The sequence below is a fragment of the Streptomyces sp. SDT5-1 genome (assembly GCF_052245995.1).
Classification (GTDB): domain Bacteria; phylum Actinomycetota; class Actinomycetes; order Streptomycetales; family Streptomycetaceae; genus Streptomyces.
On record NZ_CM125963.1, the window covers coordinates 8,020,139 to 8,035,341 of the forward strand.

Annotated in this window: 16 protein-coding genes and 1 pseudogene; 12 read left to right on the forward strand and 5 right to left on the reverse strand. The window is 71.1% G+C overall.

The features are described from left to right. The first annotated feature begins 51 nt into the window (after positions 1-51). The 7 genes and pseudogenes from ACTWJ8_RS36945 (at position 52) to ACTWJ8_RS36975 (ending at position 7,349) form a co-directional block, all read left to right on the forward strand. Complete coding sequence (locus tag ACTWJ8_RS36945) at positions 52-1,353, forward strand: ABC transporter substrate-binding protein (protein WP_443261844.1); 1,302 nt, start codon at positions 52-54, stop codon at positions 1,351-1,353. Further along, positions 1,350-2,330, forward strand: a complete 981-nt coding sequence (locus tag ACTWJ8_RS36950; RefSeq protein ID WP_443261845.1) for a carbohydrate ABC transporter permease — start codon at positions 1,350-1,352, stop codon at positions 2,328-2,330. The genes ACTWJ8_RS36945 and ACTWJ8_RS36950 overlap by 4 nt, the downstream gene beginning before the upstream one ends. Next, positions 2,327-3,187, forward strand: coding sequence for a carbohydrate ABC transporter permease (locus ACTWJ8_RS36955; RefSeq protein WP_443261846.1), 861 nt, complete (start codon positions 2,327-2,329; stop codon positions 3,185-3,187). The genes ACTWJ8_RS36950 and ACTWJ8_RS36955 overlap by 4 nt, the downstream gene beginning before the upstream one ends. A 42-nt stretch (positions 3,188-3,229) precedes the next feature. After that, positions 3,230-3,976 (forward strand): annotated as a pseudogene (locus tag ACTWJ8_RS36960) (sulfatase-like hydrolase/transferase); the annotation flags it as partial. Between the two features lie 55 nt (positions 3,977-4,031). Then, positions 4,032-4,664, forward strand: a complete 633-nt coding sequence (locus tag ACTWJ8_RS36965) for a sulfatase/phosphatase domain-containing protein (protein WP_443261847.1) — start codon at positions 4,032-4,034, stop codon at positions 4,662-4,664. 55 nt (positions 4,665-4,719) lie between these two features. Further along, the gene (locus tag ACTWJ8_RS36970; protein WP_443261848.1) at positions 4,720-6,030 is read left to right on the forward strand and encodes a glycoside hydrolase 5 family protein; all 1,311 of its coding nucleotides are present in this window, start codon (positions 4,720-4,722) and stop codon (positions 6,028-6,030) included. Continuing rightward, entirely contained in the window at positions 6,027-7,349 is a 1,323-nt protein-coding gene (locus ACTWJ8_RS36975; RefSeq protein ID WP_443261849.1) for a sulfatase family protein, read from the forward strand. Before ACTWJ8_RS36970 ends, ACTWJ8_RS36975 begins: the two co-directional genes overlap by 4 nt. 8 nt (positions 7,350-7,357) lie before the next feature. Here the strand turns inward: ACTWJ8_RS36975 and ACTWJ8_RS36980 are convergent, their stop codons facing one another. After that, positions 7,358-8,149 carry an AraC family transcriptional regulator gene (locus tag ACTWJ8_RS36980; protein ID WP_356372753.1) on the reverse strand — a complete coding sequence of 264 codons (792 nt, stop codon included), beginning with the start codon at positions 8,147-8,149 and terminating at the stop codon, positions 7,358-7,360. A 70-nt stretch (positions 8,150-8,219) separates the two neighbouring features. On the opposite strand from ACTWJ8_RS36980, the gene ACTWJ8_RS36985 reads away from it, so the two are divergent. Next, positions 8,220-9,038 carry a phytanoyl-CoA dioxygenase family protein gene (locus ACTWJ8_RS36985; protein ID WP_443261850.1) on the forward strand — a complete coding sequence of 273 codons (819 nt, stop codon included), beginning with the start codon at positions 8,220-8,222 and terminating at the stop codon, positions 9,036-9,038. Beyond that, a complete protein-coding gene (locus ACTWJ8_RS36990; RefSeq protein WP_356372750.1) occupies positions 9,035-9,304 on the forward strand; it encodes a hypothetical protein in 270 nt (89 codons plus the stop codon). The genes ACTWJ8_RS36985 and ACTWJ8_RS36990 overlap by 4 nt, the downstream gene beginning before the upstream one ends. A gap of 9 nt (positions 9,305-9,313) precedes the next feature. Here ACTWJ8_RS36990 and ACTWJ8_RS36995 read toward each other — a convergent pair whose 3' ends face one another. Continuing rightward, on the reverse strand, positions 9,314-9,547 hold the full coding sequence (locus ACTWJ8_RS36995) for a twin-arginine translocase TatA/TatE family subunit (protein WP_356372748.1): 234 nt from the start codon (positions 9,545-9,547) through the stop codon (positions 9,314-9,316). Between the two features lie 2 nt (positions 9,548-9,549). Continuing rightward, positions 9,550-10,530, reverse strand: a complete 981-nt coding sequence (locus ACTWJ8_RS37000) for a sporulation protein (protein WP_443261851.1) — start codon at positions 10,528-10,530, stop codon at positions 9,550-9,552. 149 nt (positions 10,531-10,679) lie between these two features. On the opposite strand from ACTWJ8_RS37000, the gene ACTWJ8_RS37005 reads away from it, so the two are divergent. After that, positions 10,680-11,135 (forward strand): tellurite resistance TerB family protein, encoded by a 456-nt coding sequence (locus tag ACTWJ8_RS37005; RefSeq protein ID WP_356372745.1) that lies wholly within the window; start codon positions 10,680-10,682, stop codon positions 11,133-11,135. Between the two features lie 31 nt (positions 11,136-11,166). On the opposite strand, the gene ACTWJ8_RS37010 is transcribed toward ACTWJ8_RS37005, so the two are convergent. After that, positions 11,167-12,090, reverse strand: a complete 924-nt coding sequence (locus ACTWJ8_RS37010; RefSeq protein WP_356372743.1) for a M56 family metallopeptidase — start codon at positions 12,088-12,090, stop codon at positions 11,167-11,169. A gap of 4 nt (positions 12,091-12,094) precedes the next feature. Continuing rightward, positions 12,095-12,547, reverse strand: coding sequence for a BlaI/MecI/CopY family transcriptional regulator (locus tag ACTWJ8_RS37015; RefSeq protein WP_443261852.1), 453 nt, complete (start codon positions 12,545-12,547; stop codon positions 12,095-12,097). A 279-nt stretch (positions 12,548-12,826) separates the two neighbouring features. Between ACTWJ8_RS37015 and ACTWJ8_RS37020 the strand changes: the two genes are divergently transcribed. Next, on the forward strand, positions 12,827-14,176 hold the full coding sequence (locus ACTWJ8_RS37020; RefSeq protein WP_443265106.1) for a hemolysin family protein: 1,350 nt from the start codon (positions 12,827-12,829) through the stop codon (positions 14,174-14,176). Continuing rightward, a complete protein-coding gene (locus tag ACTWJ8_RS37025) occupies positions 14,173-15,195 on the forward strand; it encodes a hemolysin family protein (RefSeq protein WP_443261853.1) in 1,023 nt (340 codons plus the stop codon). Before ACTWJ8_RS37020 ends, ACTWJ8_RS37025 begins: the two co-directional genes overlap by 4 nt. Positions 15,196-15,203 lie beyond the last annotated feature (8 nt).

Genomic DNA, 15,203 nt, shown 5'->3' on the forward strand with positions numbered 1-15,203 from the left:
CTTCACAGCACCTCCTTTCAGCAGACCCTTTCCTCGAATGGAGCGATGACGATGAGATACGTCCGGCGACTGGCCCTGGCCACAGGTGTCACGGCGTCCCTGGTGCTCACCGGCTGCGGTGTGGGCGGCGGAGGCGGGGACGACGACAGCAAGGCCCAGGACGCGGCCAAGGGAAAGATCACCGGCTCCATCACCTTCCAGACCTGGAACCTGAAGGCCGGATTCAAGGGCTACTTCGAGGACCTCGTCGCCGCCTTCGAGAAGAAGCACCCCGGCACCAAGGTCAAGTGGATCGACCAGCCCGCCGAGGGGTACGCCGACAAGCTCTCGGCCGACGCCGCAGGTGACACCCTCCCCGACGTCATCAACCTCGACCGCAGCACCGCCGCCCCGCTCGCCAAGGCCAAGCTGCTGCTCAACCTCGACGAGGCCGACCCCGGCGCGGGCAAGGACTACCTGGCCGGCGCCTGGAAGAGCAACGACTGGAAGGACGCGGGCGGCCACTACGCCTACCCGTGGTACCTCAACACGGGCCCGACGCTCTACAACACGGGCCTGTTCAAGAAGGCCGGCATGGACACCAAGAAGCTGCCGACCACGTACGACGAGTACTTCGACCAGGCCATGGAGATGGCCAAGAAGTCGAAGAAGCAGTACGCCATGATCGGCCAGCTGCCCGGCACCGACCTGATGGCCAAGTACGGCATCAAGGTCATGAACGACGACCAGACCAAGTACGTGTTCAACAGCCCCGAGGGCGTCGCCTTCGTCCAGAAGTACGTCGACCTCTACAAGGCAGGCGCCATCATCCCGGAAGCCCTCAGCCAGGACTACGTGAACGAGGGCAAGAACTTCCAGGCCGGACGGCTCGCCTCCATCGGCGGCAGCTCGTACACCGTGCAGGACCTCAAGAAGAACGCCCCGAGCGTCCACAAGAACCTCGCCTACCGGCCGCAGATCACCAACAACGCGCCCGGCATGTACATCCAGTCCGTCGGCGTCTCCGCGCACACCAAGAACTCCCCGACCGCCATCGCCTTCGCCCGCTTCGTCACCAACGCCGAGAACCAGATGGCCTTCGCCAAGAAGGCCGACGTGTTCCCCTCCGGCCGTGACGGCGCCGACGCGAAGTACTTCCACACCGACGACGGCAGCGACGCCGCCAAGGTCCGCGTCCTCTCCGCCGAACAGCTCGGCAAGGCCGTCGAGTACACCTGGCCCGGCACCTCGGAGGACCAGAAGACCAATCTGCGCGAGCAGCTCGCTCTCGCCGTGACCGGCAAGAAGCCCGTCAAGAAGGCCCTCGACGACGCCGTCGCCTTCGCCGACAAGTCGGCGCGGGCCGAGAAGTGACCACCCCCGTCAAGACGGCGGGCGCCGCCCGCCGCCTCGTTCGCCGCGCGCCGCAGCAGCGCACGGCTGACCGGGGCAGGGCGGCGCCCGCCGGGCACGCGGCCCGGCACGGCAGGCTCACCCCCTGGCTGTTCCTCGCCGTCGCGCTGATCAGCGAGGGCGTCTTCACGGTCTTCCCGTTCCTCAACACCATCGTGCTGGCGTTCACCGACGCCACCCGCCTCGAGGGCGGCGCGTTCGTCGGGCTCGACAACTTCAGCCGCATGATCCACGACGACCGGTTCTGGACGGCGCTCCAGAACTCCGCGCTCTACATGGTCATCGTCGTGCCGTGCATGGTGTTCCTGCCGCTGCTGCTCGCCATGCTCGTGCACACCAAACTGCCCGGCGCCGGGTTCTTCCGGACCGCGTACTACGTCCCCGTGGTGTCCTCGACCGTCGCCGTCGGCATCATGTGGTCCTGGATGCTCGACAGCCAGGGCCTGGTCAACCAGACGCTCAAGGTCCTCGGTGTCATCACCGAACCCGTGCCGTTCCTGACCGAGCGGTGGCTGCTCATGGGCAGCGCCATGTTCGTCACCATCTGGACCGGCCTCGGCTGGTACATGGTCATCTACCTGGCCGCCCTCACCAACGTCAGCAAGGACCTCTACGACGCGGCCGCCATGGACGGTGCCGGCTGGTGGCGCCGCTTCGTGTCCGTCACCGTCCCCGGCGTCCGCAACACCATGGTGCTCATCGCCGCGCTGTCCTCCGTCGCCGCGTTCCGGGTGTTCACCGAGATCTACGTCCTGTCGGGCAACACGGCGGGACCCGGCGGCTCCGCGATGACGATCATCATGCTGATCCAGCGGGTCGGCACGGGGCTCGACGCCGAGGTCGGCTACGCCTCCGCGCTCTCCCTCGTCGTCTTCGTCATCACCATCGGCCTGATGATCGCCGTCCTCAGGATGCAGACCCGGGAGAACGAGAAGTGACCGCCGACCTCGCGCCCCAGCGCCGTGTGCGCCGACGCCGCCTGACGCTCACCGCCGGGCGGTACACGGCTCTGATCCTCGTGGCGATCCTGTGCGTCGGCCCGCTCCTGTGGCAGGTGTCCACCTCCCTCAAGGGCAACGGCGTCGACATCTACTCCTCGCCGCCGAAGCTGCTCCCGGAGAAGCCCACCCTCGGCGCGTACGCGAAGGTCGCCGACATCGTCCCGATCTGGCACTACGCGATGAACTCGCTGCTCGTCGCGGTGGCGGTGGTGTGCACGAACGTCATCGGCGCCACGTGCGCGGGCTACGCCCTGGCCAAGATGGACTTCCGGGGCAAGAAGCTCGCCTTCGTCGTGTTCCTCACCGCGATGCTGGTGCCGGGCGAGGTCGTGCTCATCGCCAAGTACATGCTCGCTCTGTCCATGGGCATCAACAACTCGCTGCTCGGCGTGATCCTGCCGTCGGCGGTCGGCGCCCTGAACGTCCTGCTGATGCGCAACGCCATGTCCGGCATCCCGAACGAGCTGGAGGAGGCGGGCATCATCGACGGCGCGAACGCCTGGCAGCGCTTCCGGCGGATCGCCGTGCCCTCGGTGCGCGGCACCATCGCCGTCGTCGCGATCTTCGCGTTCGTCGGCGCCTGGGACAACTTCCTGTGGCCGCTGATCGTGCTCTCCGACCAGAGCCAGTACACGCTCACCGTCGGCCTGAACTACCTCCAGGGCACCTTCGTCAAGGACCCCCGTGTCATCGCGGCGGGCACCGTCGTCGCGATCCTCCCGCTGGTCGTCTTCTTCTTCGCCCTCCAGCGGTACTTCTTCCGGGGCGTCGGCGAGGGGGCCGTCAAGGGATGACACCCGCGCCCCGCATCCGTACCACGAACAGGAGTTGACGCAGTGCCGCGCAGGCCCAACATCCTCCTCGTCCTCACCGACGACCACGCCGCCCCGGCCATCAGCGCCTACGGCTCCCGGATGAACACCACCCCGAACATCGACAAGATCGCCTTCGCGGGCATGCGCTTCGACCGGGCCATGGTCAACAACTCGCTGTGCACGCCCGCCCGCGCCGCCGTCCTCACCGGCACGTACAGCCACGTCAACGGCGTCACCACGCTCGCCACCCCCATCGACGCGAGCCAGCCCACCTTCGTCTCGCAGCTCAAGGCGGCCGGCTACCGCACCGCCATGTTCGGCAAATGGCACCTCGGGCACGGAGAGGGCCACGACCCGCAGGGCTTCGACCACTGGGAGATCCTGGACGACCAGGGCACCTACCGCGACCCGGTGTTCCTCACCGCCGACGGCAAGGTCCAGCACGAGGGCTACGTCACCGACATCCTCACCGACCGTGCCACCGCATGGCTCGACGAACAGCCCACCGACCAGCCCTGGTGCGCCCTCGTCTGGCACAAGGCCCCGCACCGGCCCTGGATCCCGCACGAGCGGCACCAACACCTGTTCACCGAGCCGATCCCGCTCCCCGACACCTTCGACGACGACTACCGGGGCCGCGCGACACCCGCCCACCACGCCACCCTGCGGATCGCCGACGACCTCGCCGACGTCGACCTCAAGGAGGACCCGCCGGAGGGCCTGGACTACGAGGCGATGGGCCGCTGGAAGTACCAGCGCTACCTCGCGGACTACCTCCGCTGCGTCGCCGCCGTCGACGAGAACGTGGGCCGACTGACCGACCATGTCACCGCGCGGCGAACAGGACGACACCCTCACGATCTACACCGCCGACCACGGCTTCTTCCTCGGCGAACACGGCTGGTTCGACAAGCGGTTCATGTACGAGCCGTCCCCGCGCATCCCGCTGGTCATGAGCTACCCGCGCAGGGTGCCGCCCGGACAGCACACCGAAGCCCTCGTCGCCAACGTCGACCTCGCCCAGACGATCCTCGACGCCGCCGGCGTGCCCGCCCACCCGCGCATGCAGGGCATGAGCCTGCTGCCCCTGATGACCGGCGCCCCCGAGCCCCCGCGCCGCGACACCTTCTACTACCGCTTCTACGAGCACGACGACCACATGCACCACGTGTGGGCGCACTACGGCATCCGCACCGAGCGGTACAAGCTCATCCACTACTACGCGGACGGCCTCGGCCTGCCCAACACCAACAACGTCACCTACCCGCCGGAGTGGGAACTCTTCGACCTGGAGAACGACCCGCACGAGCTCCGCTCCGTCTACCACGACCCCGAACACCGCGCGGTCCGCGACGAGTTGACACGCGAACTGGCCCGCGTACAGGCGGAACTGGGGGACACGCCCCACGAGCGCCCGGGCCCCGCCGAACGCGCCGCCGCACTCGGCCGCCTCTGACCGCCACCCGCGGCCGTACCCGAACCCCCCACTTGACCCGAAGGAACCCCGCACGATGAGCCACCACGCGCGCCGCGGCCTGCGCTTCGGCGCCAACTACACCCCGTCCCAGACGTGGATGTTCTCCTGGATGCAGCTCGACCTCGACGAAGTACGAAGGGACTTCGAGGGACTCGCCGCGCTCGGCCTCGACCATGTGCGGCTCATGCCGCTGTGGCCGCAGCTCCAGCCCAACCGCACCTGGGTGCGCCCGCAGGCCGTCGACGACGTCCGAGCCGTCGTCGACACGGCCGCCGAGTTCGGCCTCGACGCCTCCGTCGACGCCCTCCAGGGACACCTGTCCAGCTTCGACTTCGTGCCGGCGTGGCTCGACACCTGGCACCGCCGCAACATGTTCACGGAGCCGGACGCCGTCGCCGGCCAGGAACTCCTCGTGCGCCGCCTCGCCGAAGGGCTCGCCGACCGGCCCAACTTCCTCGGCCTGACGCTCGGCAACGAACTCAACCAGTTCTCCGGCGACCCGCACCCCAGCCCCATGCGCGCCGACGCCCGGCAGATCACCGCCTGGCTCGACACCCTCCTCGGCGCCGCCGAGGCCGGGGCGCCCGGCAAGGACCACCTGCACAGCGCGTACGACGCCGTCTGGTACCTCGACGACCACCCCTTCACCCCCGCGCACGCGAGCCGCGCCGGGGCCCTCACCTCGATCCACTCCTGGGTGTTCAACGGCACCGCGCAGCGCTACGGCAGCCGCTCCTTCGAGACCGACCACCACGCCGAGTACCTGATCGAGTTGTCCCGCGCGTTCGCCGCCCGCCCCGACCGGCCGATCTGGCTCCAGGAGGTGGGCGCGCCCCTCAACTGCATGACCGCGGACGAGGCCCCCGGCTTCCTGGAGGCCACCGTCCGCTCCGCCGCGACCACCGCGCACCTGTGGGGCGTCACCTGGTGGTGCTCCCACGACGTGCCGCGCCGCTTCGGCGACTTCCCCGAGCTCGAGTACACCCTCGGCCTGATCGACTCCGACCGGCGGCCCAAGCCGATCGGCCGCCGGTTCGCGGAGGTCGCCGCCGAGCTGCGGTCCGCGCCACCCGCCACCCCCGAGCGCACGGCGGCCGTCGTCATCGACGTCGACGACCAGGACACACCCGTGGCGCGCGGCTCGCTCGGCCCAGGCGGCGCCGTCTTCGACACCTGGATGCGCCTGGCCCGCGACGGCGCCCGCCCCACGCTCGTCCTGTCCTCCGCCACCGAACCGAAGCAACTCGCCGCGCGCGGCATCACCGACCCGCACCGCGTCCCCGAAGGCGCGGAGCGCGCCGTCTACCAGGCAGTGAACACCGTCGTCCCGGAGGCCACCCCATGACCACCGCCCGAACCCCGGACCGGCCGCCCAACATCGTCGTCATCTACGCCGACGACCTCGGCTTCGGCGACGTGGGCTGCTTCGGGTCCGAGGACATCCGCACCCCGCACCTCGACCAACTGGCCGCAGACGGCGCCCGATTGACGCACTGGTACTCCAACTCGCCCGTATGCTCTCCGTCCAGGGCCTCCCTGCTCACCGGCAAGTACCCCGTGCACGCCGGGGTCCAGGAGATCCTCGGCGGTCGGCGCGGCACTGTCGGTCTGCCCGACCAGCCCACCCTCGCCTCCCGGTTGCGGGAGGCGGGCTACCGCACCGGCATCTTCGGCAAGTGGCACCTCGGCACCGCCACCGGGTACGGCCCACTGGACCGCGGCTTCGACACGCACACCGGATTCCTCGCCGGCTGCGTCGACTACTACTCGCACATCTTCTACTGGGGCGAGGGCAACCCGGTCCACGACCTGTGGCAGGACGGCCGGGAGATCTACGACAACGGCCGCTACCTCACCGAGGTCATCGCCGAGCACGCCGCCGACTTCATCACCGCCCAGGGCGACGCCCCGTACTTCTGCTACGTCCCGTTCAACGCCCCGCACTACCCGATGCATGCGCCCCGCGCGTACCTCGACAGGTTCCCCGAACTCGACCCCGAGCGGCGCATCATGGCCGCGATGGTGTCCGCGCTCGACGACGGCGTCGGCCGCATCCTCGCCGCGATCGAGGCCGCCGGGCAGCGGGACGACACCATCGTGGTCTTCTCCTCCGACAACGGCCCGTCCACCGAGACCCGCAACTGGCTGAACGGCGAGGAGATCGACTACCAGGGCGGCTCCACCGGCGGCTTCCGCGGCGCCAAGGGCTCGCTGTTCGAGGGCGGCATCCGCGAACCCACCGTCGTGCGCTGGCCCGGCATCGCCGACTCCGGCGCGGTGATCGCCGAACCGGGCCTGATGATGGACCTGCTGCCCGCGCTGCTCGGCGCGGCCGGCGTCCCCGTCCCGGACGACGTCGACGGGACCGTCCCCGCCTGGGCCGGGGGAGCGGCCCGCGAACGGGACCTGTTCTGGGAGTACGGGCCGCAGCTCGCGGTCCGCCGCGGCCGGTGGAAGCTCGTCCGCTCCCCGCGCGAGGCCCTCGGCGGCCCGTTCGTCCTCGACGAGATGCTGATCGACCTCGACACCGACCCCGCCGAGACCACCGACCTGCGCGAGCGCGAACCCGCTCTCACCGCGTCCCTCGGCGCGGCGCTCGACGCCTGGGCGGAGTCCTGGGGCTGGGACCCGAGCCCCTGGCTCCCCGAATCCACCACCACGTAAGGAAGCCCCTACACGGCCCGGCGCTCTCCCCTCACCTGACGCGGGGACGCGCCGAGCTCCCTGCGGCACGTCTTGTTGAACGCCTGGAGGTCCGGGATGCCGACCGTGGCGGCGACCGCCGCGATCGGCAGCGTCGACGACCGCAGCAGGTGCCGGGCGCGCTCCATCCGTCGCCTGCGGATCCACGCCACCACGGTGTCACCCGTGCCGGACCGGAAGAGCCGGGTCAGATGGCCCGGCGAGACACCCGCCGCCGCGGCCACCTCCGGGACCGTCAGGGGCGTCGCGAGATGCCGCTCGATGTGCTCCGTCGCCGCCGAAAGGGCGGGATGCGGACGGCCGTTGCCCTCCTCGGACGCGCCGAGCCGCGTCGCGTGCCACAGCACCGTCCACACCTCGGCCGCGGCACGCACCCGCGCCGTCGGCATGGCCGCCACCGCGCTCCCCAGCAGCGAACCCAGCAGCGCCGCCTCCGCGCCCGCGTCCTGCATCACCGGCACCCGGCGCAGCCCCAGCGGGTCCCGGCCCGGCAGCCGGAAGTGCGCGTACAGATGCTCGCTGCGCCGTGACACGTACCGGAAGTGCGCCTCCGTGTCCGGCCGGATCAGGCTGAGGTGACCCGGCCTGATCGGGTGCCGGTGGCCGTCGACCGTCAGCTCGCCCTCGTAGCCGTAGAGGTGCAGCTGCCACAGGTCGGGCAGCCGGAAGGACTCCTGGAGCGCCTGCCCGCCGTGCACGCCGACGCCCGCGCTGACCACCTGCGGCGGCCGGTCCAGGTGGAGTGCGACGCTCTCGGTCATGCCGGAAAACTACCAGCAGAGGCTCGATACAGCCCACGACGAACGGGGCTTGGCTGCCTACGTTTGCCTCATGCCAACCAGTGAGCACTTGCTGAGCTCCGTGCAGATGGCGCGCTTCGTCGCCCACGGTTCGCTGCGCCTCGACGCGGTCGTGCCCCGCGAGCTGAACGAGCAGGCGATCGACGTGTTCGAGGCCGGGATCCCGGCCGCGCCGTACGGCACGCCCGTCCAGAAGGCCTACCCCGAAGGGTCCTTCGCGCGGCGGCTCCTCGAACTGCCCGCCGTGGCGGGCGCGTTGCGGAGCCTGGTCGGGCCCGATCCGACCGTCGACCACCACGCGGTGCACGTGCGCGAGCCCCGCGAGGGCACCGCCCAGCCGCTGCACGGCGACGCCATCATCGACGTGCGCCCCGACGCCTTCGACGTCCAGCTCATGTACTACCCGCAGGACGTCACGCTCGACATGGGCGGAACCCTGAGCGTGCCGGGCAGTCACCTGCGGCACACCAACGAGACCGACACCGGCCGCTACCAGAACCTGCGCGGCCAGAACCGGCTCACCTGCCCGGCGGGCACCGTCCTGCTGATGCACCACGGCATCTGGCACGGCGGCCGCCGCAACGACAGCGACATCCGCCGCTACATGTTCAAGGTCCGCTTCAACCCGACCGTGCCGCAGGTGCGCCTGTGGGACACCTCCGACCTCGACGCCCCGGCCGTCGGCGACGAACTGCGCCACGTCTTCCCCTGGTACGAGCCCGCCACCGGCCGCCTGGAGATCCACAACCGGATCCGGCTGTGGCGCGCCCTGACCGGCGACGACACCTTCGACCTCGACCACTGGGTGACCCGGGTCTCCAACCGTCCCACCCTCGGGAGCCACGCATGAGACAGCAGGTACTCGTCCTCTACCTGGCCAATTCGGCGCTCGACGCCAAGGTGGTCGGCTGGGCCCGCTACGACGGCACCGGAACCACCGAGCACACCACGGGCGACAGCGACGAACCGCCCTACGAGACCGGACTCGAGGCCCTGCGCGACGGCTGGCGGCTCTTCCAGGCCGCGCAACTGCTGCCGCCGCACCCGGGCCACGAGTACGACACCTCGTACCTCAAGCACGAGTTCTTCTTCGAGAAACTGCAACCGACGCCGTGACGACAGCTCCTAGGGCTTCGGTGACTCCTGCCCCGGCTCGCGCGGGGGAGGAGTCACCGTCTCGCCCTTGATGACACGTGGCGGGCCCTGCGGCTCGTCGCCCTGTTCCTTCAGGGCGCGGGCCTCGGCCTTGAGGATGCGCGCCGACTTGCCCGCGCTGCGGGTCAGTTCGGGCAGCTTCTTCACACCGATCACGACGGCGATCACGATCAGCACGATCGCCAGCTCACTGAGTCCGAACATGATCAGTCCTCGCCGCCCTCGTCCTCGTCGTCACCCTCGAAGAAGTCGCCGACCTCGTCGACCACTTCGGCCGCGACCATACCGCCCACCACGCCGACCGCGAGCCCGGCGGCGCCCGCCGCGACGGCCGTGCCGACGCCGGGCCCCGAGCGGTGTCCGCCACCGTCGTGCTCGTACGCGTAGTGCGGCTCGTGGCCCGCGTGCGGCGCGCCGGGGTGCTCGACCAGCTCGCGCACCCAGCCGTCCACGACCGCGTTCCAGTCCTGCCGCCCCGCGTCCTCGTGGGACACCGTGAAGCGGGTGAGCGCGTCGTGGCCGCCGGAGAAGAGGCCGCCGCGCTTGTCCGCCTCGAGGACGACCTCCACGCCTTCGGGGGAGGCGAGGAATGTCAGCTCGATCTCGTTCACGGCGTGCGCGTACCGGGCCGGCGGCGCCAGCTCGATCTCCTGGTAGAAGGGCAGCCGCTGCCCCGTGCCGCCGATGTGGCCGTACTCCAGGTCCGCCGACGTGAAGCCGAAGCCGAGCTGCCCGAAGGCCTCCAGGATGGCCTCCTGCACGGGCAGCGGTCCCACCGCGAGTTGGTCCAGGTCGCCCTTGTCCTTGGCGCCCGCCACCGCGAGTTCGGTGCGCACGCCGAGCGCGATGCCCAGCGGCTGCCCGTACAGCTCGGTGATCGGCGTCTCCCACGGCAGCGTCACCGTGAACGGCACGCTGTGCTCGGCGCCCGCCACGAGCCGGAAGCCGCCGCCCACGACGAACCGGTCGAAGGCCACGGTGCCGTGGCTCTCGCCGTCGTCGTGCTCGGCCTCGACCCGGGCGACGAGCTCGAGCGTGATCTGCTCGATCTCGAAGTCGCCACTGCCGCCCTTGAGTTGGACCCGGCCGGAGACGCTGCCGCCGGGCGCGGCCGTCCAGTCGGGAAGAACGGTGTCGACGGTGGGCCCGCCCACGCCGAGCGAGCCGAGCAGTCGTGTGAACACCATCGGGGCGTGAACTCCCTTGTGTGCGGAAGAGTGGTTCTACAGGCGTGTAGAAGTATAGGGGCGGGGCGGAACTGTCCTGTCCCTTCGCCAGTTTCTACAGTGCTGTAGAAATTACGGCAGCAGCAGATTCAGCGAACTGAGGAGCACCCGTGGCCCTGTGGGACCGCATCAAGGAATCCGCGTCGACCATGCAGACGCAGCTGGTGGCGAAGAAGAACGACCTGAAGTCGGGGGCGTTCCGCGACGCGTCGATGGCGATGTGCGCGCTGGTCGCCGCCGCCGACGGCACCATCGACGCGTCGGAGCGGCGCCGGGTCGCGCAGCTCATCATGAGCAACGAGGTGCTCCAGAACTTCGACGCGACCGACCTCCAGAAGCGCTTCGAGGCGAACCTCGACAAGCTCACGGCCGACTTCGACTTCGGCAAGGTCAGCGTGTTGCAGGAGGTCTCCAAGGCGAAGAAGAAGGAGGCCGAGGCGCGCGCCGTCATCCAGATCGGCATCGTCATCGGCGGCGCCGACGGCGACTTCGACCAGACCGAGCGCGGCGTCGTGCGGGAGGCCTGCCAGATGCTCGGCCTGCCGCCGCACGAGTTCGACCTGTAGGCCCGCCCGTCCCGCCGTCCGTACCGCCGTGTCAGAGAGGGGTCGCCGCGTGCAGCGTCGCCGCCAGGGTGAGCGCCGAGTTGGCGGACGACATCGCGGAGGCCGCCGCGCCGGCCCCCGCCGTCCACGTGGCGAGCCCCACGGTCGTGAAGGCGGTGGCCCGGCCCGATTCGGCGGGCGGCGGGCCGAGCAGCGCGGCGACCCGGCGGGGGAGCGGCCCCGGCGCGGCGAACGCGGCGAAGGCCGGCTCGCGCGCGGTGAGCGCCGCCTTGCCGATGGCCCGCGCCACCACCCGGCGGTCGCCCACCACGGCGGCCGCCGCCTCGTCGGCCCACCGCTCGGCCGTGTACGCGACGGCCGAGCCGAGCGGGCGCAGGAACGGGTTGGCGCGGGCCGCAAGGCGCACGGTCAGCAGCAGCCGGTGGTGCCGGGCCGCCAGGTGGGTGCGCTCGTGCGCGAACAGGGCCCGCCGCTCGTCCGACGCGAGCCGGTCGAGCAGCGCGGTGCTCACGACGACCCGGCCGCGCCCGCCGCCGGGCAGTGCGTATGCGTACGGCTCCGGGTCGGGCACCACCGCGACCTGCGAGCCGGGCAGGCCCGCGAGCGCGGCGTGGGCGCGGCGGCGCAGCGTGAAGTGCCGCCACAGCGTCCGCCCGCAGGCGGCGACGACGGCGAGCAGGGCCGGGATCGCCGCCTTGCCCGCGATCTCGTCCTGCGGCACCGCGGCCCGAACCTCGGGGTCGGACCAGCCGTCCGGCAGCGGATTGCCCGGCAGCTGCGCCGTGCCGACCACCATCAGCAGGCCGAGGCAGACGGTGCTGCACACCGCCATCACGGCGGCCACGCAGGTCAGGAGCCGGGTCGCGGTGCGCGGATGCAGGCGGTGCGTGGCGAGCCTGGCGACAGGCCAGGCGGTCAGCGGCAGCACCAGCGGCAGGAAGACGAAGATGCCCACGGGCTCAGTCCGTGCCTTCCTCGTCGCCGCAGAGGTCACCGGAGACGTCGCCGGTCGTGTCGGCAGCCGTGTCGCCGGCCGTGTCGTCGGCGCGGCTCAGCAGCTCCCGCAGCAGCTGCTCGTCGCCCTCGGGCAGCGACGTGACGAAGCTCGCGAGCACGGCCTCGCGGTCCGCCTCTGCGTCCAGCACCTTGCGCATCTTGAACGCGGCGAGCCCCGCCTCGTCGGCCACCGGCGTCCACACGAACGAGCGGCCCTCGCGCCGCCGGGTCACGGCGTCCTTGGCCTGCAACCGCGCCAGGATCGTGATCACCGTGGTGTACGCGAGCCCGCCGCCCACTCGGTCGCGCACCCATCCGGCGCTCACCGGGGCATCGGCGGTCCGCAGCGCGGCCAGGACCTGCGCCTCCAGCTCGCCCTGGGCGCGTCGTGGGGTCCTGTGGCGTGACGTCGTCACCGGCTCCTCCTGCTGGCTGGGTTCCTGGGCCCGTACATCATCCCTGTTCGCCTCCGCCGCGGGGGCGGCAGGCCGCGGTGGCGGCGCGCATCCACCCGAAGCAGAGTGTTCGGGAACAGCAGCGTCGCCCCGGTCGTTGTCCGAATCAAGGCAAAGAGCAAGTAAAACGCGAAGGAGCAGCCGGTTGTCCGCCAGACCGACGGACCCAGCGGGACACAGTCCCCGACCACCTCGCCCCCTGAACGGTGAGCACGGCACGCGGCGAGGTGGTGGCACATGCTGAGTGCCGTGCTCGGCCTGCTCGCGGTCCTCGTGCTGACCGCGGGCACCGGATACTTCGTCGCGCAGGAGTTCGCGTACGTCGCCGCCGACCGGCTCGCGCTCGCGCGGGACGCGGAGGCGGGCGACAAGAAGGCCGCCAAGGCCCTCAAGGTGCTCGAACGGCTGTCGTTCATGCTGTCGGGCGCCCAGCTCGGCATCACCGTCACCGGACTGGTCGTCGGCTTCCTCGCCGAACCCTCCGTCTCGGCCCTGCTGCGCCCCGCCCTCGACGGTCTCGGCATCCCGGACGCCGCGGTCACCGGCATCTCGGTGGTCCTGGCGTTCGTGCTCGCCACGGTCGTCCAGATGGTGCTCGGCGAGCTGGCACCCAAGAACCTCGCGCTCGCCGTGCCCGAACGCCTGGCCAAGGCCCTCGCGGGCTCGACGCTCGGCTATCTGAAGGTCGTCGGCCCGGTGGTGCACCTCTTCGACAGCGCCGCGAACACACTGCTGCGCAAGGTCGGCATCGAACCCGTCGAGGAACTGCACCACGGCGCCACCCTCGAGGAGCTGAGCCACCTCATCGGCGAGTCCCACCAGCAGGGCGAGCTGCCCCGCGAGACCGCCACCCTCCTCGACCACGCCCTGGAGTTCAACGAGCGGATCCTCGACCAGGTGATGGTGCCGCGCGCCGACGCCGTCTTCGTCCGCAAGGAGGCCTCGGCCGCCGACGCCGTCGAGCTGATCGCCAAGCACGGCCACTCCAACTACCCGGTCATGGGCGACCACCCCGACGACGTCACGGGCGTCATCGGCGTGCGCGAACTGATGCGGCTCGAGCAGCCCGCGTACGCGGACGCCACCGCAGCGACGCTGGCCCGCCGCCCGCTGCTGCTCCCCGACACCCTCCAGCTCCCCGCCGCCGTCGACCGGATGCGCGAGGCCGACGACGAGTTCGCCGTCGTCCTCGACGAGCACGGCGGCGTCGCGGGCATCGTCACGTACGAGGACATCGCCGAGGAGCTCGTCGGTGACATCGCCGACGAGACCGACCGCGAGACCCGCCTCGCCGTGCCCGACCCGGACGGCGCCGGCTGGGTGGTCGACGCGGGCCGCCGCATCGACGAGATCGCCGAGGCCACGGGCATCGCCCTGCCCGAGGACGAGGGCTACGACACCGTGGCGGGCCTGATCGTCGACCGGCTCGGCCGCTTCCCCGCCATCGGCGACCGGATCACGGTCGACCTGACGGGAGAGGGTGAGCAGGCCGTCGTCGACGTCCGCACACTCGACCGCCACGTGCCCGAACTCGTCCACCTCACCCACGTGACCGCCACCGTCGGCACCGAGGAGGAGCCGCGCTCATGAGCTTCCCCATGGCCCTCTTCATCACCGTCCTCCTGCTGATCGGCAGCGGATTCTTCGTGGCTGCCGAGTTCGCCCTCGTCGCCGCCAAACGGCACCGCGTGGAACAGGCGGTCGCGTCCGGCGCGCGCGGCGCCAAGGCGGCCCTCGCGGGCATGCGCGAACTCTCCCTGATGCTCGCGGGCGCCCAACTCGGCATCACCGTCTGCACCCTGGGCCTCGGCTCGATCTCCAAGCCCGCGATCTCCCACGAACTCGACCCCCTGCTGCACGGTTGGGGACTGCCCAGCGGGCTCAGCTACGGCGTCTCCTTCGCCTTCGCGATGATCGTCGTGGTGTTCCTGCACATGGTCGTCGGCGAGATGGCGCCCAAGTCCTGGGCCATCGCCCACCCCGAGCGCTCCGCGATGCTGCTCGCGCCCCCGTTCCGCGGCGTCGTGAAGGTGGTCCGCCCGCTGATCTGGGTCCTCAACAAGATCAGTAACGCGCTGGTGCGGATGTGCCGGGTGACACCCCGCGACGAACTCGCCGAGGTGCACAACCGCGAGCAGCTGACCCAGCTCGTCGTCGAGTCCGAGCGGCTCGGCCTGATCAGCAAGGACGACTCCGAGCTGATCACCAGCTCCCTGGTCGAACCGCTCACCCCGGTCGGCGACCTCCAGACCCCCGCCGACCGGATCACGTCGGTCCCGGCCGACGCCGACCTCGACGCGATCCTCGCCACGGCCGCCGCCCGCGACCGCAGCCGCCTCCTCGTACGGGCGGGGGAGCGGGTCGTCGGCTCCGTGCACGCCCGCGACGCCCTGATCGCGCGCAGCCGGGGCCGCGCCACAACGGCGGGCGAACTGGCCCGGCCCGTCCCGGAGTTGCTCACGACCGACACCGTCGGCCAGGCCATCGAACAACTCCGCCAGCGCCGCGCCTCCCTCGCGGTCGTCCGCGACACCACCGACCGCCTGACGGGCCTCGTCTCCCTCGACGACCTCCTGGCCCGGCTGACCCACCCGCAGGCGGCGGCCTGATCCCGCCG